Annotated in this window: 16 protein-coding genes; 6 read left to right on the forward strand and 10 right to left on the reverse strand. The window is 72.5% G+C overall.

Features of this window, described 5'->3' with window-relative positions; genetic code table 11:
* The first annotated feature begins 399 nt into the window (after window positions 1-399).
* Window positions 400-1,743, forward strand: a complete 1,344-nt coding sequence (locus NCC78_RS04465) for a cellulase family glycosylhydrolase (protein WP_250791876.1) — start codon at window positions 400-402, stop codon at window positions 1,741-1,743.
* 157 nt (window positions 1,744-1,900) lie between these two features.
* Here NCC78_RS04465 and NCC78_RS04470 read toward each other — a convergent pair whose 3' ends face one another.
* The 6 genes from NCC78_RS04470 to NCC78_RS04495 all read right to left on the reverse strand — a co-directional run bounded on the left by NCC78_RS04470 (window position 1,901) and on the right by NCC78_RS04495 (window position 9,374).
* Window positions 1,901-3,166: an RNA polymerase sigma factor gene (locus tag NCC78_RS04470; protein WP_284706249.1), complete on the reverse strand. Its 1,266-nt coding sequence runs from the start codon at window positions 3,164-3,166 to the stop codon at window positions 1,901-1,903.
* Window positions 3,167-3,170: 4 nt separating this feature from the next.
* Entirely contained in the window at window positions 3,171-3,563 is a 393-nt protein-coding gene (locus tag NCC78_RS04475; RefSeq protein WP_250791890.1) for a YciI family protein, read from the reverse strand.
* Window positions 3,564-3,890: 327 nt separating this feature from the next.
* Window positions 3,891-6,080 (reverse strand): alpha-galactosidase, encoded by a 2,190-nt coding sequence (locus NCC78_RS04480; protein WP_250791878.1) that lies wholly within the window; start codon window positions 6,078-6,080, stop codon window positions 3,891-3,893.
* Window positions 6,077-6,988 (reverse strand): carbohydrate ABC transporter permease, encoded by a 912-nt coding sequence (locus NCC78_RS04485; RefSeq protein WP_250791879.1) that lies wholly within the window; start codon window positions 6,986-6,988, stop codon window positions 6,077-6,079. The genes NCC78_RS04480 and NCC78_RS04485 overlap by 4 nt, the downstream gene beginning before the upstream one ends.
* Window positions 6,989-7,064: 76 nt before the next feature.
* Window positions 7,065-8,024, reverse strand: coding sequence for a carbohydrate ABC transporter permease (locus NCC78_RS04490; RefSeq protein ID WP_250791880.1), 960 nt, complete (start codon window positions 8,022-8,024; stop codon window positions 7,065-7,067).
* A 21-nt stretch (window positions 8,025-8,045) separates the two neighbouring features.
* Window positions 8,046-9,374 carry an ABC transporter substrate-binding protein gene (locus NCC78_RS04495; RefSeq protein ID WP_250791881.1) on the reverse strand — a complete coding sequence of 443 codons (1,329 nt, stop codon included), beginning with the start codon at window positions 9,372-9,374 and terminating at the stop codon, window positions 8,046-8,048.
* Window positions 9,375-9,651: 277 nt separating this feature from the next.
* Here NCC78_RS04495 and NCC78_RS04500 point away from each other — a divergent pair, with 277 nt between their 5' ends.
* The 3 genes from NCC78_RS04500 (at window position 9,652) to NCC78_RS04510 (ending at window position 13,526) form a co-directional block, all read left to right on the forward strand.
* On the forward strand, window positions 9,652-11,655 hold the full coding sequence (locus tag NCC78_RS04500) for a beta-galactosidase (RefSeq protein WP_250791882.1): 2,004 nt from the start codon (window positions 9,652-9,654) through the stop codon (window positions 11,653-11,655).
* Between the two features lie 36 nt (window positions 11,656-11,691).
* The gene (locus NCC78_RS04505) at window positions 11,692-12,468 is read left to right on the forward strand and encodes a DeoR/GlpR family DNA-binding transcription regulator (RefSeq protein ID WP_250791883.1); all 777 of its coding nucleotides are present in this window, start codon (window positions 11,692-11,694) and stop codon (window positions 12,466-12,468) included.
* 101 nt (window positions 12,469-12,569) lie between these two features.
* Window positions 12,570-13,526 (forward strand): sporulation protein, encoded by a 957-nt coding sequence (locus tag NCC78_RS04510; protein ID WP_250791884.1) that lies wholly within the window; start codon window positions 12,570-12,572, stop codon window positions 13,524-13,526.
* A gap of 79 nt (window positions 13,527-13,605) precedes the next feature.
* Here the strand turns inward: NCC78_RS04510 and NCC78_RS04515 are convergent, their stop codons facing one another.
* Window positions 13,606-13,995 (reverse strand): hypothetical protein, encoded by a 390-nt coding sequence (locus NCC78_RS04515; protein WP_250791885.1) that lies wholly within the window; start codon window positions 13,993-13,995, stop codon window positions 13,606-13,608.
* 182 nt (window positions 13,996-14,177) lie between these two features.
* Window positions 14,178-14,510: a glycerophosphodiester phosphodiesterase gene (locus NCC78_RS04520; protein WP_250791886.1), complete on the reverse strand. Its 333-nt coding sequence runs from the start codon at window positions 14,508-14,510 to the stop codon at window positions 14,178-14,180.
* 127 nt (window positions 14,511-14,637) lie between these two features.
* Here NCC78_RS04520 and NCC78_RS04525 point away from each other — a divergent pair, with 127 nt between their 5' ends.
* Window positions 14,638-15,045, forward strand: coding sequence for a hypothetical protein (locus NCC78_RS04525; RefSeq protein ID WP_250791891.1), 408 nt, complete (start codon window positions 14,638-14,640; stop codon window positions 15,043-15,045).
* A gap of 148 nt (window positions 15,046-15,193) precedes the next feature.
* Here NCC78_RS04525 and NCC78_RS04530 read toward each other — a convergent pair whose 3' ends face one another.
* Together NCC78_RS04530 and NCC78_RS04535 are read right to left on the reverse strand one after the other, a co-directional pair.
* Window positions 15,194-17,488 carry a HelD family protein gene (locus NCC78_RS04530; protein ID WP_504919404.1) on the reverse strand — a complete coding sequence of 765 codons (2,295 nt, stop codon included), beginning with the start codon at window positions 17,486-17,488 and terminating at the stop codon, window positions 15,194-15,196.
* Window positions 17,489-17,700: 212 nt separating this feature from the next.
* The gene (locus NCC78_RS04535) at window positions 17,701-18,801 is read right to left on the reverse strand and encodes a LolA family protein (protein ID WP_250791887.1); all 1,101 of its coding nucleotides are present in this window, start codon (window positions 18,799-18,801) and stop codon (window positions 17,701-17,703) included.
* 97 nt (window positions 18,802-18,898) lie between these two features.
* Between NCC78_RS04535 and NCC78_RS04540 the strand changes: the two genes are divergently transcribed.
* Window positions 18,899-19,555 carry a response regulator transcription factor gene (locus NCC78_RS04540; RefSeq protein WP_250791888.1) on the forward strand — a complete coding sequence of 219 codons (657 nt, stop codon included), beginning with the start codon at window positions 18,899-18,901 and terminating at the stop codon, window positions 19,553-19,555.
* Window positions 19,556-19,589: the final 34 nt, after the last annotated feature.

Below are 19,589 nucleotides of genomic sequence, written 5' to 3' on the forward strand. Positions count from 1 at the left end.
TCCGGGCGGATCATCCTCGGATACCCCGGTCGGCGTGGGTCAACCATCGCGTCCGGTTCCCGTCGCAGGTGGGGTCTCCTCGATGGGGGTGGAGGACGCCCCGGCGCCTTGACGCGGACGACCGGGCTGCCTACCGTCGGCTCTTAACCGGTTAAGACCGGGGCCTCGCGCGCATCCCGTGGTGGGGATGGCCGCCCCCGTGACGGCTCGGCTCCCCACGGGCCGTCACGGGCCGGCGGTCGCGACGCCGGCAACTGAACCGGTTGCCTTCCCTCGATCCATCGGCCTAGGCTGATCCCTGCGCCGCCGGGAGCCGGACGGCGGCTGTCGGGCTGCAGCCGCCTTCCCTGTCACACCCCACCCCCACCTGGGCAGCGGGGGTCCTCCCTGAGGAAGGCCATGAAGACACGACTCACCGCCACCGGTGCCGCCCTGCTCGCGCTGCTCGTCGCCGTGCTCGCGTTCGGCCAGCCCGCGCGGGCCGCCACCGGCTTCTCGGTCGCGAACGGCAAGCTCTACGACGCCAACGGCAACCAGTTCATCATGCGCGGCGTGAACCACGCCCACACCTGGTACCCGCAGCAGACCAGTTCCTTCGCCAACGTCAAGGCGCTCGGCGCGAACACCGTACGGGTGGTGCTCGCCAGCGGCGACCGGTGGACCCGCAACAGCAACGCCGACGTCGCCAACGTCATCTCGCTCTGCAAGGCCAACCGGCTGATCTGCGTGCTGGAGGTGCACGACACCACCGGCTACGGCGAGCAGAGCGGCGCGATCAGCCTGGACCGGGCGGTCGACTACTGGCTCAGCATCGCCGACGTCCTCGCCGGCCAGGAGAAGTACGTCATCGTCAACATCGGCAACGAGCCGTACGGCAACCAGAACTACGTCTCCTGGGCCACCGACACGTCCAACGCGATCAAGCGGCTGCGGGCCGCCGGGCTGGACCACACGATCATGGTGGACGCCCCGAACTGGGGTCAGGACTGGTCGTTCACCATGCGCGACAACGCCGCCTCGGTCTTCGCCGCCGACCCCGACCGCAACACCGTCTTCTCGATCCACATGTACGGCGTCTTCGACACCGCCGCCGAGATCACCGACTACCTCGGCCGGTTCCGCAGCGCCGGGCTGCCGATCGTGGTGGGGGAGTTCGGCTTCAACCACTCCGACGGCAACCCCGACGAGGACACCATCCTCTCCTACAGCCAGGCGAACGGGATCGGCTGGCTCGGCTGGTCGTGGAGCGGCAACGGCGGCGGCGTCGAGTACCTCGACATGGCCACGAACTTCAACCCGGCCGCGCTGACCACGTGGGGCCAGCGGATCTTCAACGGTGCGAACGGCATCCGGCAGACCGCGAAGGAGGCGACGGTCTTCGGCGGCACCCCGCCGACCACCCCGCCCCCGACCACCCCGCCGCCGACCACCCCGCCCCCGAGCGCCGGGTGCACGGCGACGTACGCGGTGGTCAACCAGTGGCAGGGCGGCTTCCAGGGCGAGGTGAAGGTGACCTCCGGGGCGACGGCGATCACCGGCTGGACGACGAAGTGGACGTTCGCCGGGGGCCAGACGGTCAGCCAGTCCTGGAACGCCACGCTGACCAGCAGCGGGTCGGCCGTCACCGCCCGCAACGTGGACTACAACGGCCGGCTCGGCGCCGGCGCGAGCACCAGCTTCGGCTTCATCGCCAGTTGGAACGGCACCAACGCCACGCCCACGGTGAGCTGCACCGCGAGCTGACACCCGCACGAGGAGGTGGCCGGGTCCACCCGGACCCGGCCACCCTGTGCGCCCCACCCCCACCGGCCGAGCAGATCGGCCGGACGCGGGGCCCTCATGATCAGTTGATGGAAAACGGTGCAGGATCGGCCCGAGGGAACGGTTTCCCATCAACCGATCAGGGGCCGGGGGTCGGTCGAGCGGCGAGGCGGGCGGCGCGCATGGTGAGGTAGTGCTGCTCCGGCCGGCTCGTGGTCAGCCCGGCCGCCGCCCGGTAGTGGGTCACCGCGCGCTCGTGGTCGCCCGTCATCTCGTACAGGTGGGCGCGGGCGGCGTGCAGCCGGTGGTGGCCGGCCAGCCGGGGATCGGCGTCCAACGCGGCGAGCGCGTCCAGCCCGGCGGCCGGCCCGTGCACCATGGCGGTGGCCACCGCCCGGTTGAGCGAGACCACCGGGTTGGCGGAGTGCCGCTCCAGCACCTCGTAGAGGGCGAGGATCTGCGGCCAGTCGGTCTCCTCGGCGGTGGCCGCCTCGTCGTGCAGCGCGGCGATGGCCGCCTGGAGCTGGTACGGGCCGACCGGTCCCCGGGGCAGCGCCCGGGTGACCAGTGCGACCCCCTCCGCGATCGCCCCGGCGTCCCAGCGGCCGCGGTCCTGGTCGGCCAGGGAGATCAGTTCGCCGGACGGGCCGGTCCGCGCCGCGGCGCGGGCGTCGGTCAGCAGCATCAGCGCGAGCAGGCCGGCGACCTCGCTCTCCTCCGGCAGCAGCGCGTGCAGCGCCCGGGTCAGCCGGACCGCCTCCTCCGAGAGGTCCACCCGGCGCAGGTCCGCCCCGACGCTGGCGGTGTGCCCCTCGGTGAAGATCAGGTAGAGCACGTGCAGCACCGCGCCCAGCCGCCGCTCCCGGTCGGCCGCGTCGGGCATCCGGAACGGGATCCCGGAGGTCCTGATCCGCTGCTTCGCTCGGCTGATCCGCTGGGCCATGGTGGCCTCGGGCACCAGGAAGGCTTGGGCGATCTCGGCGGTGCTCAGGCCGCCGACCGCCCGCAGGGTCAGCGCGATCGCGGAGGCCGGCGAGAGCGCCGGATGGCAGCAGAGGAAGAGCAGGACGAGGGTGTCGTCCCGGTCGGCGGTCAGCTGGTCGTCCACCCCGGCGGCGGTCCACCGGTCCTCCGGCTCGCGGCGGGCGGCGAGGTCCTCCCGCCGCCGCCGGGCCGCCTCGCCCCGGACCAGTTCGATCATCCGGCGGTACGCGACCTGGATCAGCCAGCCGCGCGGGTTGTCCGGCAGGCCCTCGCCGGGCCACTGCGTCGCCGCGGCCAGCAGCGCCTCCTGCACGGCGTCCTCGGCGGTGGAGAAGTCACCGAAGCGGCGGGTCAGCACGCCGAGGACCTGCGGCGCCAGCTCGCGCAGCAGGTCCTCGACGCGTCGGTCGGCGGTGTTCAGCCGTTCACATCTCCTGCGTTGGGGCCGACATGACCGGGTGCACCTCGATCGGCATGTTCAGCGGGCGACCGCCCGGCCCGGGCGCGGTGGAGATGTGTGCGGCGAGCTCCACGGCCCGCTCCGGGGTCTCGCAGTCGACGATCCAGAAGCCGGCGAGGAATTCCTTGGTCTCGGCGAACGGGCCCTCGGTGACCACCGGCGTCCCGCCCTCGCCCGCGCGGACGATCTTCGCCTGCGCCGGCCCGGCCAGGCCCTCGCCGCCCACCAGCTCACCGTCGGCGGCCAGCTTGCCGTTGACCTCCGACATGAACCCGACGTGCGCCCGGATCTCCTCGGGCGACCAGGTGTCGATCGAGGGGAAGTCGGTCCCGGCGGCACTGAACTGCATCAGCAACATGTACTTCACGTCTGGCTCCTCACGCCTGCGCACCATCATCGGTGCTCTCACCCACAGGTAGAAGCCGGCACCCCGGTCCTCGACATCCGCGACGAGAAAATCCCGGAAACTTTGGCCGACCGCGACGACCGGCCGCATCACCGCTCTGGCACGAACCAGGAGCGCGCCCGCCGCCCGGCCCCGCTCGACGGGCCGGCCACCGCACGTGAACAGGCACTGGCACGTGGACAGGCACTGCCCGTCAACGCGCGGACAGGACTGCGTCGGCACGCGGACAGGCGCCGCCTGCCGGGACGCGGACAGGCAACACGCGTCGGCAGGCGCCGGTCAGTCGACGGCGGTGACCTCCAGCAGGACGGTCTGCTCGGGGTGCAGCGCCGGCACCTGGAGCCCGACCGTCGCCAGGACCGTGCCGCCGAGCGTCACGCCGCCGCGGGACAGCCAGCCCGGCTCGGTCATCTGGAGCGTCGCCGGCCCCGGCACACCCGCCGCCGGCCGCACCGCGTACCGCCGCCGCGGGTCCAGGCCGGGGAGCCGGACCGGCCCGGGGACCTGGGCCACCGACGTGGCCAGCCGCGCCACCGCGTACACCGCCCGCGAGCCGTCGTGGGCGACCACGCCGTGCGCCCAGACGGCCGGGTCGGGGTGGTCGACCCGGACCACCCGCCCGGTGTGCAGCAGCGGGCGGAGCCGCTTGTGCAGCGCCACCCAGGCGGCCAGCTCGCGGCGCTGCTCCGCGCCGATCGTGCCGATGTCCCATTCGATGCCGTGGTGGCCGAAGAGCGCGGTCGCCGCCCGGAAACCCAGGTCGTGCACCCGGTGCGTGGTGTGCGAGCGCTCCGGCCCGATGTGGGTGCCGACCAGCTCGGGCGGGAGCAGCAGCCCCGTCCAGCGTTGGATCGCCAGCCGTTCGAGGGCGTCGTTGCAGTCGCTGGCCCACACCCGGTCAGTACGCCGCAGGATCTCCAGGTCCACCCGAGCGCCGCCGGAGGAGCAGCTCTCGATCTCCACTGCGGGGTGGCGGGCCCGCAGCTCGTCCAGGAGCCGGTAGACCGCCAGGGTCTGCTCGTGCACCCCGGGCCGGCCGTGGTGGCCCGCCTCGGTCAGGTCCCGGTTGTGGTCCCACTTCAGGTAGCCGATGCCGGGGTGCCCGGTGAGCAGCGCGTCCAACCGCTCGAGCAGGTACGCGTACGCCTGCGGGTGGGCCACGTCGAGCACCTGCTGGTGGCGCCACTCGGGCGGCAGCCGGCCGGGCGCCGCCAGCACCCACTCCGGGTGGGTGCGGAAGAGGTCCGAGTCCGGGTTGACCATCTCCGGCTCGACCCAGAGTCCGAACTGGAGCCCACGGCCGGTGACGTGGTCGATCAGCGGTCCCAGCCCGTCCGGCCAGACCCCGTCGTCGACGAACCAGTCGCCGAGCCCGGCGGTGTCGTTGCGCCGCCCCCGGAACCAGCCGTCGTCGAGCACGAACCGTTCGACCCCCACCTCAACGGCGTGGTCGGCCAGCTCGCGCAGCCGCGTCAGATCGTGGTCGAAGTAGACCGCCTCCCAGACGTTGAGGGTGACCGGGCGGGGCGACGCCGGGTGCCCCGGCCGGGCCCGCAGGTGCGTGTGCAGGACGTCGCTGAGCCCGTCCAGCCCGGCGTCGGACCGGACCGCGTACAGCAGGGGGGTGGCGTACTCGCCGCCGGGGGCGAGCACCACCTCGCCGGGGGCGAGCAGCTCCCCGCCGCCCAGGGTGGACTCGCCGGTGGGCCGCCGTTCGGCGAAGGTCACGTGGTCGCCGCTCCACGCGGTGTGCACCGTCCACACCTCGCCGTGGCCGAAGCCGAAGCCGGCGGTGCCGGCGACCAGCAGCAGCGTCGCGTCGTGCCCGGTCCGGCCGTGCCGGCCCTCGCGGACCCAGGTGCCCATCGGCCAGGGGTGCCGCTGCGGGGACCGTTCCCGGCACCACCGGCCGGTCAGGTCGAGCAGTTCGGTGGCGACCGCCGGGACCGGCAGCACCGGGGTCAGCTCCCGCAGCTCGTACGGGGTGGCGCCGTCGTTGCGCAGCCGGTGCCGCAGCAGCAGCAGACCGGTCGGATCCAGCTCGATCTCGACGGTCAGCGACAGCGCGGCCTGCGGGTCGCGGGCGCGTACGCTCACCCGCGCCGCGCCGCTGTCGCCGCGGCCCGCCGAGGGCCCGCCCGGGTCACCGCCCGGTGGTACCCCGTCGGCGTCCTGCACGTCGACGGAATCCAGGCGGAACGCCGTCGACCAGGCCGCGCCGGCGCGGTGGCCGGCGAGCCCCGGCCGGCCGCTCCAGCCGGCGGAACCCTCCGGCAGCAGCGACAGCACGGTCGGGGCGTCGAAGCTGCTCGGCACCACCGGCGGGACGGTGGCGTCGACCAGCGCGGCGAGCTCGTCGGCGGTGGTCGGGCCGAGATCAGCGCCCCAGTGCACGACCCGGGGCAGTCCCTCACCGCGCGCGTCCAGCACCAGGCTGGTCCGCGCGCGGCGCAGGTGGACGATCGTCATCCCTTGCTCGCTCCCAGGGTCAGACCCCGGACGAACTGCTTCTGCAGCAGGAAGAAGACCACCAGGGTGGGGATCGCGACCAGCACCGAGCCGGCCGAGACCAGGTTGTTGTCGGTGAAGAACTCGCCGCGCAGGTTGTTCAGCGAGCTGGTCACCGGGAACTTGTCGCCGGTGCGCATCAGCACGGTGGCCCAGAAGAACTCGTTGTAGATCCAGGTCACCTCCAGCGTGGCCAGCGCGGCCAGGGCCGGCCGGCACAGCGGCATGGTCACCTGCCAGTACTGCCGCCAGACGCTCGCGCCGTCGACCATCGCGGCCTCGTAGAGGTCGCGCGGCAGCGCCTTCATGTAGTTGCTCAGCACGAAGACGCAGAAGCCGCACTGGAAGGCCACGTTGACCAGGATCAGCCCCCAGTAGCTGTCGTAGAGCAGCTCGGAGTCGCTCATGAACGCCGGCAGTGGCACCTGGGTGAAGAGCCGGAACAGCGGGATCAGCAGGGCCTGCTGGGGCAGCAAGTTCGCCGCGGTGAACAGGCCGAGCAGGACGATGTTGGTCTTCCAGCTGAACCGGGCGATGACGAACGCCACGCACGAGGCGAGGAAGAGCGTCACCAGGACGGCCGGCACGGTGATGTAGGCGGAGTTGAGGAAGTGCTTGCCGAACTCGGCGGTCTGCCAGGCGGTGACGTAGTTGTCGAAGGTCCAGCCGCCGAGCGAGACGTAGCCGTTGGTCGCGGTGTACTCGTAGGACCGCAGCGAGGTCAGCACCGCCCAGAAGATCGGAAAGAGCCACCCGATCGCCACCGCCGCCAGGAAGACGTGCAGGACCACCCGGGCCGGCCGCAGCGGCCGGCGGGACGGGGCCGGGGCGGTGTCCGCCGGCTCGCGGGTCAGGGTCGTGGTGCTCATGCGACCACCTCGCTTCGCTCGGCGGCCGCCTGAGGCTCCACGGCACCGCCCCTGATGATTCGCACGCCGCGCCCGCTCATCGCCGGCCCTCCCGCATCACGGTCGCCAGGTAGATTGTGATGAAGACCAGCGAGACGACCAGCATGATGGTCGCCAGCGCCGACCCGAAGCCGATCCGGCTCGCCTCGCCCACCACGTTCTGGGTGACCAGCGCGGAGAGCAGCTCCAGCCCGTTGCGACCCTTGTTGATGACCCAGACCAGGTCGAACGCGCGCAGCGACTCGATCACCGTCACCACCAGCACGATGATGTTGATCGGCCGCATGACCGGGAAGACCACCCGGAAGAAGGTGCTGGTCTCCGAGGCGCCGTCCACCGCCGCCGCCTCCCGCAGCGACGGGTCCACGCCCTTCAGTCCGGCCAGGTAGAGCAGCATGATGTAGCCGACGTGCCGCCAGCCGGCGGCCACCAGCACGGCCCAGATGTTCACGTTCGGGTCGCCGTACCAGTCGACGTCGGTGCCGAGGACCGCGTTGAGCAGACCCTGGTCGCGGGAGTAGAGCAGCTGCCAGACGAAGCCGATCAGCGCCAGGGAGAGCACCACCGGCAGGTAGAGCGCGGTCTGGTAGAACCGGGTGCCGCGCAGCTCCTTGTCGAGCAGGACGGCCAGGAACATCCCGAACGGGGTGGCCACCGCGAACAGCGCCGCCAGCCAGAGCAGGTTGTTCTGCACGGCCGGCACGAACGGCGGGTAGATGTCGATGACGTCGGCGTAGTTGCGGCCGCCGACCCAGTCGATCTCGCTCACCGGGCCGATGCCGTCCCAGTCGGTGCCGGAGAGCGCCACCGTGGCCAGGGCCGGCAGCCAGACCAGACCGACGACGAGCAACAGCGGTACGAGCACCATGAGCGTGATGACCACGCGGTCGGTGCGGGACAGGAGCCGTAGCCGGCGGCCGCGACCACCCGTGGAGGTGGTGGTCGCGGCCGGGGGCGGCACGGCGCGATCCGCTTGGATCAGGGGCAGGTCGGACACGATGTCCTTCCCCTCTCGCCGTCAGTCAGTGAAGATCGACTTCTTCTGGTTCTCGATGCTGGAGGTGAGCCCGTCGATGTCCTTCGGGTCCTTGATGAACTGCTGGAGCGCCGGGAGGATCACCGTCGAGGCGAAGTCCGGGCGGGTGTCGCGGTCGAGGAACTGGGCGATCTCGGTGGCCGAGCCGACCAGTTCGGCGGCCTTCTTCTGCAGGGCGGTGTAGCCGCTGGTGTCGGCCTCGGTGTTGGCGACCAGGGTGCTCGGGTCGTTCTTCACGGTGATGTCCGCGGCGGCCTTCGAGCCGAGGTACTCCAGCAGCTTCCTGGCGTTCTCCTCCTCCTTGGGCTTGCGCGCCATCATGTAGCCGTCGATCGGCGCGTCCAGGGCCTTCGCCCCGATCGCGGGGTCGATCTCCGGGAAGGTGAAGAAGTCCAGGTCGGACTGCTCCTCGTTGCTGAACTGCTGGGCGACGAAGAGGCCGAGCAGGTACATGCCGCTCTTCTTCTGCTGCAGCGACTGGGCGGCCTCCTGCCAGGTGCGGCCGAGGCTGTCTGGCTGGTGCAGGGGCAGCAGCCCGCGCCAGGTGTCGAAGACCTTCTTGACCTTGTCGGAGGTCCAGGCCTCCTTGCCGGCCATCAGGTCGACGTGGAACTGGTAGCCGTTGATCCGCAGGTTGAGGATGTCGAAGGTGCCCATCGCCGGCCAGCCGTCCTTGTCGGCGAAGGCGATCGGGTTCAGGCCGTCCTTCTTCATCTCCGTGGACAGCGTGGTCAGCTCGTCGAGGGTCTTCGGCACCTGGTAGCCGTTCTGCTGCCAGACCGACTTGCGGTAGAAGACCGCCCACGGGTAGTACGACGCCGGGACGAAGTACTGCTTGCCGTCGTCGCCGGTCGACGCCTTCTTGAACGCCTCCGACTGCCCGGAGAGCTTGCCCCAGACGTCGCTGACGTCACCGGCGAGGCCCTTGGCGGCGAAGAACCGCATCCGGTAGCCGGCGAACCACGTGAACACGTCGTCCGGCTTGCCCTGGAGATAGTTGTTGATGTTCTCCTGGAACGTGTTGTGGTCGACCGTGTTGACCGCGACCTGGAGGCCGGACGAGCTCTGGAAGCCGTCCGTGACCTTCGCGATCACCTCCTTGGGCTTCGGGTCGGACTGGTTGGAGCCCAGCGACACCGTCTTGGACGCCGATCCGCCGGAGTCGGAGTCGCCGCAGCCGGCGAGCAGGCCCGTGCCGAGCAGGGCGCCGGTGCCGGCGGCGCCGGCCAGCAGCGAACGGCGGTTGAGGCCGGACACGGAGGGGGGTACGAGCCGGGCGAGGTGCTCGGCTTGGGTTCGGGGACGGGACATGGTGCCTCCTGCGGATGAAGAGGTGTGCCCGAGGGCCGTCGGTGGTGGCGGGGTGTCCGGCAACCGCGATCCCACATCCGGATCCATCGTGAATCCACATTGGCGAACACGAACTGCCAGAGGCGCCTCAAGCTACTCGCCCTTCGAGCGCTGTCAAGGGGGTGGCAGGAGCTCGATAACCCAGTCGTGACAAGGCCGTTATGAGGTAAACGTTGGAAAACCATTCGATGTTGGAAACTGTTGACTTGCCTTCCCGGTCGGGGCACGCTCTGCTCTCATGCGGCGATGGCAGGGCGAGGACATCTGGTTCGGCGCCGACTACAACCCCGAACAGTGGCCCGAGCACACGTGGGTCGAGGACGTCGAGCTGATGCGGCGCGCCGGGGTCAACCTGGTGTCGGTCGGCATCTTCTCCTGGGCCCTGCTGGAGCCCGTCCCGGGCAGGTTCGAGTTCGGCTGGCTGGACCGGGTGCTCGACCTGCTGCACGCCGGTGGGATCTCGGTCGACCTCGCCACCGCCACCGCCAGCCCGCCGCCGTGGCTGGCGCAGCGCCACCCCGAGACGCTGCCCCGGCGGGCCGACGGCGCGATCCTCTGGCCCGGCGGCCGGCAGGCGTACTGCCCCAGCTCGCCGGTGTTCCGCGAGCGCTCGCTCGCCCTGGTCGAGGCCGTCGCCACCCGCTACGCCGCGCACCCGGCCGTGGTGATGTGGCACATCTCCAACGAGCTGGGCTGCCACAACGTGCACTGCTACTGCGACGTCAGCGCCGAGGCCTTCCGCCGCTGGCTGCGCGAGCGGTACGGCGACCTGGACGGCCTCAACGACGCCTGGGGCACCGCCTTCTGGAGCCAGCGCTACGGCGACTGGGCCGAGGTCAACCCGCCCCGGCTCGCGCCGACCTTCGCCAATCCCACCCAGCAGCTGGACTTCCTGCGCTTCTCCTCCGACGAGCAGCGGGCCCAGCTGCGCGCCGAGCGCGAAGCGCTGGGCCGGCTCGTCCGCCAGCCGATCACCACCAACTTCATGATCGGCACCGGCATCAAGTACCTCGACTACCACTCCTGGGCCGCCGACGTGGACCTGGTCGCCAACGACCACTACCTGACCGCGGCCGACCCGGACTCACACCTCGGGCTGGCGCTGGCCGCCGACCACACCCGGGGCGTCGCCGGCGGCGAGCCGTGGCTGCTGATGGAGCACTCCACCAGCGCGGTCAACTGGCAGCCGCGCAACGTGGCCAAGACCCCCGGGCAGCTGCGCCGCAACAGCCTGGCGCACGTGGCGCGCGGCGCCGACGGCGTGCTCTTCTTCCAATGGCGGGCCTCCCGCGCCGGCGCGGAGAAGTTCCACTCCGCGCTGGTGCCGCACGCCGGCCCGGAAACCAAGGTGTACCGCGAGGTATGCCGGCTCGGTGCCGACCTGAAGGCGCTGGCCGAGGTGCGCGGCAGCCGGGTCGACGCCGAGGTGGCGATCCTGTTCGACTTCGAGGCGTGGTGGGGCGCCGAGCTGGACTCGCACCCGAGCGCCGACGTCGAGTACGCCGACCGGCTCCGCGCGCTGCACCACTCGCTGTGGCGGGCCGGGGTCACCGCCGACGTGGTGCACCCGTCGGCGGACCTGTCCGGCTACCGCCTGGTGCTGGCCCCCACCCTCTACCTGGTCCGCGACGCCGACGCCGAGGCGTTGCGCGCCTTCGTCGAGGCCGGCGGCACGGCGCTGGTGACCTACTTCAGCGGCATCGTCGACGAGCACGACCACATCCGCCTCGGCGGCTACCCGGGCGCGTTCCGGGACCTGCTCGGGGTCCGGACGGAGGAGTTCTTCCCGCTGCGGGCGGGGGAGCGGGTCAACCTGGACGACGGCTCCATCGCCGACATGTGGACCGAGTGGCTGCACGCCGACGACGCCGAGGTGCTCGCCTCGTACGCCGACGGGCCGCTGCCGGGCGTGCCGGCGCTGACCCGGCGCACCGTCGGCGCGGGCGCGGCGTTCTACGTCGGCACCCGGCTCGACACGGCCGCCACCGACCGGCTCGTGGCCCGGCTGGTGGCCGAGTCGGGGGTCCGCCCGGCGGTCGAGGCGCCGGCCGGTGTGGAGGTGGTCCGCCGCCGAGACGGTGGCCGCAGCTGGCTGTTCGCCATCAACCACACCGACGACGAGGCCCGGCTCGACCTCACCGGCACCGAGCTGCTCACCGGTGAGCGGTGCGCCGGTGAGCTGGTCGTGCCGGCCGGGGAGGTGGCCGTGGTCCGCGAGGACCCGACCGCCGAGCCGGCCTGAGGCCCCTGCAGTGACGGCCCGAAGGAGGTTCCCCGGATGCTCGCCCAGCAGCGGCAGACCGCCATCCTCGATCTGATCCGGCAGCGCGGCGGCGTCCGGGTCAGCCACCTGGTGAGCCGGTTCGGCGTCTCCGACATGACCATCCGTCGCGACCTGGAGGTGCTGGCCGAGCGGGGCCTGGTCGACAAGGTCCACGGTGGCGCGACCCTGGCCGGTCCCGGCTCCGCCGAGGAGCCCGGCTTCGCGGCCAAGTCGATCCGGCAGCAGGCCGAGAAGCGGGCCATCGCCGAGCGGGCGGCCACCCTGGTCGAGCCCGGCATGGCCATCGCCCTCTCCGCCGGCACCACCACCGCCGCGGTGGCGTCGCTGCTCGCCGACATCCGCGGCCTGACCGTGGTGACCAACTCGATCCCCGTCGCCGACGCGCTCTACCAGAACCCGCGCGCCGACCAGACCGTGGTGCTGACCGGCGGCATCCGCACCCCGTCGGACGCGCTGACCGGGCCGGTGGCGGAGGCGGCGATCAGCTCCCTCAACGTCGACCTGCTCTTCCTCGGCGTGCACGGGATGAGCCCGCGCACCGGTTTCACCACCCCCAACCTGCTGGAGGCGGGGATCAACCGGTGCCTGATCAACGCCTCCCGGCGGCTGGTGGTGCTGGCCGACCACACCAAGTGGGAGACCATCGGCATCGCCACCATCGCGCCGCTCTCCGACGCCGACGTGCTGATCACCGACGGCAGGCTGCCGGCGGAGGGGCGGGCGCAGATCGGCGACGAGGTCGGCGAGCTGGTCGTCGTCGAGGTGGACTGACCGCCACGCTTCACAGGCGCCTCTCAGGGCATCTGGATAAGGTCCGCATGAACGGCCCGTCCCACCGGTGGGACGGGCGGATCGGTAACCCGGGAGTTCCGATGGTCTTCAAGAAGATGTTGAGCGCGTTCGGCGTGGGCGGTCCCAGCGTGGACACCGTCCTGTCGAACCCGAACACCCGGCCCGGCCTGACCCTTGAGGGCCAGGTCAACCTGCTCGGCGGGGACGCCCCAGCGAGCATCGAGCAGGTCGTCGTCGGCCTGGTCACCCGGGTCGAGATCGAGAGCGGCGACAGCGAGTACGCCGGCGTCATGGAGTTCCTCCGGCTGCCGGTCAGCGGCCCGCTCCAGCTCGCCCCGAAGCAGCAGCTCGCCATTCCGTTCCAACTGCCGGTGCCGTGGGAGACCCCGATCACCGACGTCTACGGCCAGCGCCTGCGCGGCATGACGATGGGGCTGCGCACCGAGCTGGCGATCGCCCGGGCGGTGGACAAGAGCGACCTCGACCAGGTCAACGTGCACCCGCTGCCGGTGCACGAGCGGATCCTGGAGGCGTTCCAGCGGCTCGGGTTCCGGTTCAAGCACGCCGACCTGGAGCGCGGCCACATCCGGGGCACCCAGCAGACGCTGCCGTTCTACCAGGAGATCGAGTTCTTCGCCGCGCCCCAGTACGCGCAGAGCATCACCGAGGTGGAGCTGACCTTCGTCACCAGCCAGCACGGGGTCGACGTCATCCTGGAGTGCGACAAGCGCGGCGGCTTCCTCAGCGCCGGGCACGACGCCTTCGGCCGGTACCAGGTCTCGCACGCCGACGCCGACCGGGTCGACTGGGCGGAGGTCGTCGACGGCTGGCTGCGCGAGACGACCTCCCGCTACGGCAGCCTGCGCGCCCAGGGCTTCGGCAACCCGTACGCCCACGGGCGCGGTCGTGGCCACGGCGCGGGCGGCATGGTCGCCGGCGCGGCGCTCGGCGTCGCCGGCGGCCTGGTGGCCGGCGAGATGATCGACGAAGCCTTCGAGGGCGACTTCGGTGGGGACTTCGGCGGCTTCGAGGAGTAGGGCGGACCGGACACACACGACGGTGGCCTCCGGGACGTGTTCCCGGAGGCCACCGTGTGCCGTGGCGCGCGATGCCCGGTCAGTGCCGGGCCTTGCGCTCCTCGCTGCTGCGGAAGTTGCTGCCCGCCTTGGCCAGACCACGGCTACCGAGGTAACCGAGGGTCAGCAGCGTGATCAGGAACCAGGCGTTGTCGGCCCGGAAGATGTCCACGCCGGCGGTGTTCCGACCGGCCAGCTGCGATGCGGCCAGCACTCCGATCACGGCCGCGATGTAGACCCAGAACTCGGTGGTCCGCAGCGACGGCTTGGTCTCCGTGCCGGGTGCCTGCACGGCTTCCCGACGCCCGTCCTGCATCATCGGCATCGGACGGGTGGGTGTCTCCTGGACCGCGCGGTCCTGGATCGTCCGGTTCTGCGTCTCCGTGGTCGGCCGGTTCATCGGCCGGGTGGATGCAGCCTGCGTGCTCATCTGGTCCTCCTCAGGATGCGATGAGGCGTACCTGCAGTCCCTCGCCCCGCTACCGCGTTTCGGCCACGGCACGGTTCGCGTTCATGGCGGGGGCACCCTCCGACTACCCGACGGGCCGGGGCAGTAACGCCCGTCCCCGGCCGGAAATCCGCCCCGCGCGGCGCCGCCCGCGCGGGTACGCCTCAGCGGAGGCCGTTGCGGATCGCCACGGTGACCAGCGGGTCCGGGTCGTCGGTGACGATGCCGTCCACGCCGAGGTCGATGACCCGCCGCATCACCGCCGCGTCGTTGACGGTGTACGCGACCACGGTGAGCCCGTACCGGCGCTGGAGGGCGCGGACGTCCGGTCCGTGGAGGTATGCCGGGTCCGGTCGCAGGTACCAGTCGGTCGAGGAGACCGTGCCCTGCGGGTCGGGCACCTGCCAGTCCGCCAGACCGGCGCCGCCGTGCCGGTCCGGCTTCCGGGCGTACGTGATGGTCCGCCAGTCGTCGTCCCCTGCGGGGCGGGCGGTCACCGCACCGGCCGGACAGCATGGTCACCGGGCACGGCCGGCGCGGGACGCTCGGGTGAACCGGCGGTGCGGGTTTGGCGGGCCGGCCGTCGGGCACGCAGAAAGACCGACATTCTGCGAGGTGAGCAACGTGCGTGAGGACGACATGCGACAGGACGCCGCCCGGCGGGCCGAGAACCGGATCGCCGGCGGCGCGTACGGCGAGGGCGCCCTCGACGAGGTGACCGTGCCTCCCACCGACGTGCAGCGGGTCATCCAGGACACCGACCCCGAGGACCCGGCCCACGTCCGCGTCGATCCGCAGGTGCTGCGCGACGGCGGCCCCACCCGGGGTCAGGGCGCGATCACCACGACCGGGGGCACCGCCGGCCCGGCGAGCGTCCGCCGGCTGGCCCGCCAGCCCGAGCGCAACCGGGGCAAGGTCGCTCCCACCACGACGGGCGACGCCACCACCGGCGGCATGAGCACCCCCACCGGCGGCTCGACGAGCGACCAGTCCACCACCGCCACCGGCCCCGGAAACTCCACCACGGAATAACCCACCGACCCCACCACCGGGAGGGGCGGCGCCACCGGCGCCGCCCCTCCCGCACTCCCCACCCGGCCCCCCGTACCGGTGATCATGAGGTTGACGGCCGATTCGATCTCCCGGAGCCCCGCCAACCTCATGATCGTCGCCGGCTGGGTCAGGTGGGGCGGAGGATGCCTAGGCGTTGGGTGGCGCGGGTGAGGGCGACGTAGAGGTCGCTGCGGCCCCTCGGGGACTCCCGCACGATCCGGTCGGGGTCGACCAGGAGGACCGAGTCGAACTCCAGGCCCTTCGCCTGGGCGACGGTCAGCACCACCACCCGGCTCTCCAGCTCCGGGTGCTCGCCGACGGCCGCCTCGGGCAGCGCGGCGGTGAGCGCGGCGCCGAGATCGTCGACCCGGCCGGCCGGGACGATCACCCCGAGCCGGCCGTCGTCGAGGCCCGCGGCCTCCCGGGTCGCGGTGTCGACCAGCTCCGCCGCCAACCGCTCGGCCGCCACCGCGCGGTCCCACGGCGGCACGCCGCTGGAGCGTACGGAGCGGGGCGGGCTCAGCGACGGGTCGATCTCGGCCAGCACCTCGGCGGCGACCGCCATGATCTCGGCCGGGGTGCGGTAGCTGACGGTCAGCTCCTCCAGCCGCCACCGCTGCGCCACGTACGGCTCCAGCGCGTCTGCCCAGGAGGGGGTGCCGGCCAGTGCGCCGGTCTGCGCCACGTCACCGACGATGGTCATCGAGCGGCTCGGGCAGCGGCGCATCAGCAGCCGCCACGCCATCGGCGACAGCTCCTGCGCCTCGTCGACGATGACGTGCCCGAACGCCCAGCTCCGGTCGGCCGCGGCCCGCTGGGCGGTGGTCAGCCGGTCCGCCTCCTCCTGCCGCTCCAGCAGCCGGTCGGCGTCGATCAGGTCGGTCACGCCGAGGATCTCACCGCCGTCGGCCTCGTCCTCCACGTCGATCGACCGGGAGCCCCGGGCGATCTCCAGCACGCCCTCGGCGTACTCCCGTTGCAGCTCGCGGATCCGCTCCCGGCGGGCCGCTGCGGCCCGCTCGTCCTCGCCGAGCAGCTCGGCCGCCTCGTCGAGCAGCGGCACGTCCGCCGGCGTCCAGCCGGCCTGCCCGCCGTGCAGCAGGGCCCGCTCGGCGTCGGTGAGCATCGGCGCGGCGACGGCGATCCGGTCGGTCGAGGCGTACAGGTCGGCGAGCAGGCGCTGCGGGGTGAGCACCGGCCAGAGCTGGTCCAGCGCGGCCCGCACCTCGGGCTCGTCGCGCAGCTCCCGGCGGATCTCGGCCAGGTCGGCCTCGTCGAGCAGGTTCTCCCCGCCCAGCGGGTCGGCGCCGATCCGCTCGGCGACCTGGGCGGCGAGCGCGTGCACGACCTCGGTGTCGAAGAGCGCCCGGGCCAGGTTGTGCGGCCGGCCGGAGCGGCGGGCGCGGTCCCGGGCGGCCCGGACGGTCTCCGGGTCCAGCCGGAGGATCTCCCGCTGCGGAAGCTCGATCTCCAGCGGCTCCTCGGGCACCCACTGCCGGTCGCGGACGGCGGCGGCCAGCACGTCGGCCATCACCGTTCGCCCCTTGAGCGCCGCCGCCTCGGCCGGTTCGGCCCGCCGGGCACTGACGCCGGGGAAAAGGTCGCCCTGGGTACGCAGCAGCACGCCCGTCTCGGCCAGCGCCGGCAGCACCTGTGAGATGTAGCGCAGGAACGTCGCGTTCGGGCCGACCATCAGCACGCCCCGGGTGGAGAGCTCCCGCCGGTGCGTGTAGAGCAGGTAGGCGGCCCGGTGCAGCGCCACGGCGGTCTTGCCGGTGCCCGGACCGCCCTGCACGACCAGCACACCCGGCAGGTCGGCGCGGATGATCCGGTCCTGTTCGCCCTGGATGGTCTCCACGATGTCGCGCATCCGGCCCGTCCGGCCGGCGTTGAGCGCGGCGAGCAGCGACGCCTCGCCGGTCAGCTCCTCGTGCGCGGTGGGGGAGGCGGTGGCCAGGTCGAGCACCTCGTCGTTGAGCGCGGTGACCTTGCGCTGCCGGGTCCGCAGGTGCCGGCGACGCCGCACCCCCTGTGGGTTGGCCGCGGTGGCGAGGTAGAAGGCGCGGGCCGCCGGGGCCCGCCAGTCCATCAGCAGCGGGTCGTAGTCGCCCTCGGTGTCGAAGATGCCGATGCGGCCGATGTAGTGGCGCGCGTCGTCGTCGGTGTCCAGCCGGCCGAAGCAGAGGCCGTTCTCCACCGCGGAGAACTGCTCGACCTGGTCGGCATACATCCGCACCGCGCTGTCGCGCTGGGAACGGTCCTGCAGGGTGCCGCCGGTCGCCCGCAGCTCCCCGGTCAGCCGCCGCGACGCCTGCTCACGCAGCCCGTCCAGCCGTCCGTAGAGCATCGAGACGTATTCCTGCTCGCTGCCGATCTCGTCATCGAGCTGCAATTCCGCGGAATCGCCGGAGTGCCTTGACAAGCCGTCTCCCAATTGGTTAGTATCTTTCTCGGAACGGCCTTTGACGGCCGTTCTTTTTGTTGCCTGAACTGAGAAAGATACCGCGCGTCCGCCCTGCGGACCAAGCGCGCCGGGCCCACGCCACAGACCGCCGGACGGCAGCGGTCGGGGGCCCGCGCCACGCGGACCCCCGACCGTGCGGGCCTCGGCCCTCAGCCCTCAGCCAGTGGGGCTCAGCCCCGGGCCACCTCGTAGAGCCGCTCCGGCGTCACCGCGCCGGCGAGCACCCGGCCGTCGTCGGTGACCAGCACGCTGAACAGCTTCCCGGTGAGCAGCCGACCGCTGCCCCAGTCACCCTTGACCGCCGGCAGCCCGCCGAGCAGCGCACCGACGTCCGGCGCGCCCTCCTCGGCAGCCACACCCCGGTCCGGGCCCGCGCCGGCGCCGCCCGTGCGCGCGACCACCACGGTGGCCCAGCCGGTCCCGACGGTACGCACGTCCGGCCGCTCGCCGTCGGCGGGCTTCGCCCGCTCGGTGGCGGCGCGATCGGTGTCGACCTTCTCCTCGGTCACCTTCACCCCCGGCGGCGGGTTGAAGGCGAACTGGTCGGCGTCCGGCCGGGCGTAGTCGACCTGGGTGAAGGCCATCTCGAACGCCGGCTGGTCGCTGCCGTCGGCGAAGACCTCGAAGCGCAGCGGCACGTGCTGCCGCGCGTCGATGGCGATCCGCACCTGGTGCACCAGCGAGGTGGTGTCGCGCGGAGCGAGGACCAGCTCGTAGGCGTCCCGGCCGGCGACCGTGGCGGAGCGGCCGACGCTCACCTCGGTGCTCGGGTCGATCGCGGCGAGGGCCATGTCGGCCGCGGCCTGCGGGGTGGCCGGCAACTCCTGCGGCGCGTCCCGGTCGTCGCCGGCCGGCAGCGTGCGGTGGGTGGCAGTGTTGGTGCGGCTGCTCCAGGTCCACACGTCCCGGCCGTTGCGGATCACGTCCTGCTCACCGAGGGTGCCCAGCAGCGCTACCCGCTGCCGGTCGGGCCCGGAGTGCCAGACCCGCAGCGTGTGCGTGCCGGCCAGCAGGCTGGTCAGGTCGCCGCCGGCGACCAGCCCGGCCAGCGGCGGCAGGCCCAGGTCGGCGCGTTGCACGACGGTGCCGGAGAGCCCCTCCAGCCGGGAGGTCTGCAGGTCGACCAGGAGTTGGGCGGCGGTACGGGGTGGCAGGCTCGGCTCGGCCTGGGCGGCGAACGTGCCGATCGCGGCACCGCCGCCGATGACGGTCACGGCGGCGGTCACCGGGACCAGCCACCGCAGGACGGGACGGCTCTTCAGGATGGACATTGGTGGGCACCTCCTGGGGACATCCTGCCCGGTCGACGCTGTGAGGGCGCTGAGACGACCGTACGGTCACCGGCGCGGGGGTGGCACCCTTGGGGGCGTGCGGTTGCTGGTGGTGGAGGACGAGTCCCGGTTGGCGTCCGCCCTGCAACGGGGCCTGCAGGCCGAGGGGTTCGCCGTCGACGTGGCCGCCACCGGCCCGGCGGGGCTGGACGCCGCCCGGCACGGCGGCTACGACGCGATGGTCCTCGACGTGATGCTGCCCGGCCTCTCCGGCTACGAACTGGTCCGCCGGCTGCGCGCCGAGGAGCACTGGCTGCCGGTGCTGATGCTCTCCGCCAAGGACGGCGAGTACGACCAGGCCGACGGGCTGGACTGCGGGGCCGACGACTACCTCACCAAGCCCTTCTCGTACGTGGTGCTGCTGGCCCGGCTGCGGGCGCTGCTGCGCCGTGGCGCCCCGCAGCGCCCGGCGGTGCTCGCGGTCGGTGACCTGACCCTCGACCCGGCCCGGCGTCGGGTGACCCGGGCCGACGCCGAGGTGGCGCTGACCGTCCGGGAGTTCGCGCTGCTGGACTACCTGATGCGTCGCCCGGGCCAGGTGGTCTCCAAGACCGAGCTGCTGGACCACGTCTGGGACGCCAGCGTGGAGACCGCCCCGAACGCGGTCGAGGTCTACGTCGGCTACCTGCGCCGCAAGATCGGCCGGGAGCGGCTGGAGACGGTCCGCGGCGCCGGCTACCGGCTCGCCACGTGACCGTCGGCCGGCGTCCGCGCGCCGTGGCGCCCCA

The sequence above is a fragment of the Micromonospora phytophila genome, assembly GCF_023656545.1.
Classification (GTDB): Bacteria; Actinomycetota; Actinomycetes; order Mycobacteriales; family Micromonosporaceae; genus Micromonospora; species Micromonospora phytophila.

Excerpts from the sequence above, each read along its gene's own strand:
- NCC78_RS04515 (WP_250791885.1), bottom strand. The coding sequence starts at position 13,995 with ATGAGCACGCAGGCTGCATCCACCCGGCCGATGAACCGGCCGACCACG.
- NCC78_RS04465 (WP_250791876.1), top strand. The coding sequence starts at position 400 with ATGAAGACACGACTCACCGCCACCGGTGCCGCCCTGCTCGCGCTGCTC.
- NCC78_RS04475 (WP_250791890.1), bottom strand. The coding sequence starts at position 3,563 with ATGTTGCTGATGCAGTTCAGTGCCGCCGGGACCGACTTCCCCTCGATC.
- NCC78_RS04480 (WP_250791878.1), bottom strand. The coding sequence starts at position 6,080 with ATGACGATCGTCCACCTGCGCCGCGCGCGGACCAGCCTGGTGCTGGAC.
- NCC78_RS04505 (WP_250791883.1), top strand. The coding sequence starts at position 11,692 with ATGCTCGCCCAGCAGCGGCAGACCGCCATCCTCGATCTGATCCGGCAG.
- NCC78_RS04485 (WP_250791879.1), bottom strand. The coding sequence starts at position 6,988 with ATGAGCACCACGACCCTGACCCGCGAGCCGGCGGACACCGCCCCGGCC.
- NCC78_RS04535 (WP_250791887.1), bottom strand. The coding sequence starts at position 18,801 with ATGTCCATCCTGAAGAGCCGTCCCGTCCTGCGGTGGCTGGTCCCGGTG.
- NCC78_RS04495 (WP_250791881.1), bottom strand. The coding sequence starts at position 9,374 with ATGTCCCGTCCCCGAACCCAAGCCGAGCACCTCGCCCGGCTCGTACCC.
- NCC78_RS04500 (WP_250791882.1), top strand. The coding sequence starts at position 9,652 with ATGCGGCGATGGCAGGGCGAGGACATCTGGTTCGGCGCCGACTACAAC.
- NCC78_RS04510 (WP_250791884.1), top strand. The coding sequence starts at position 12,570 with ATGGTCTTCAAGAAGATGTTGAGCGCGTTCGGCGTGGGCGGTCCCAGC.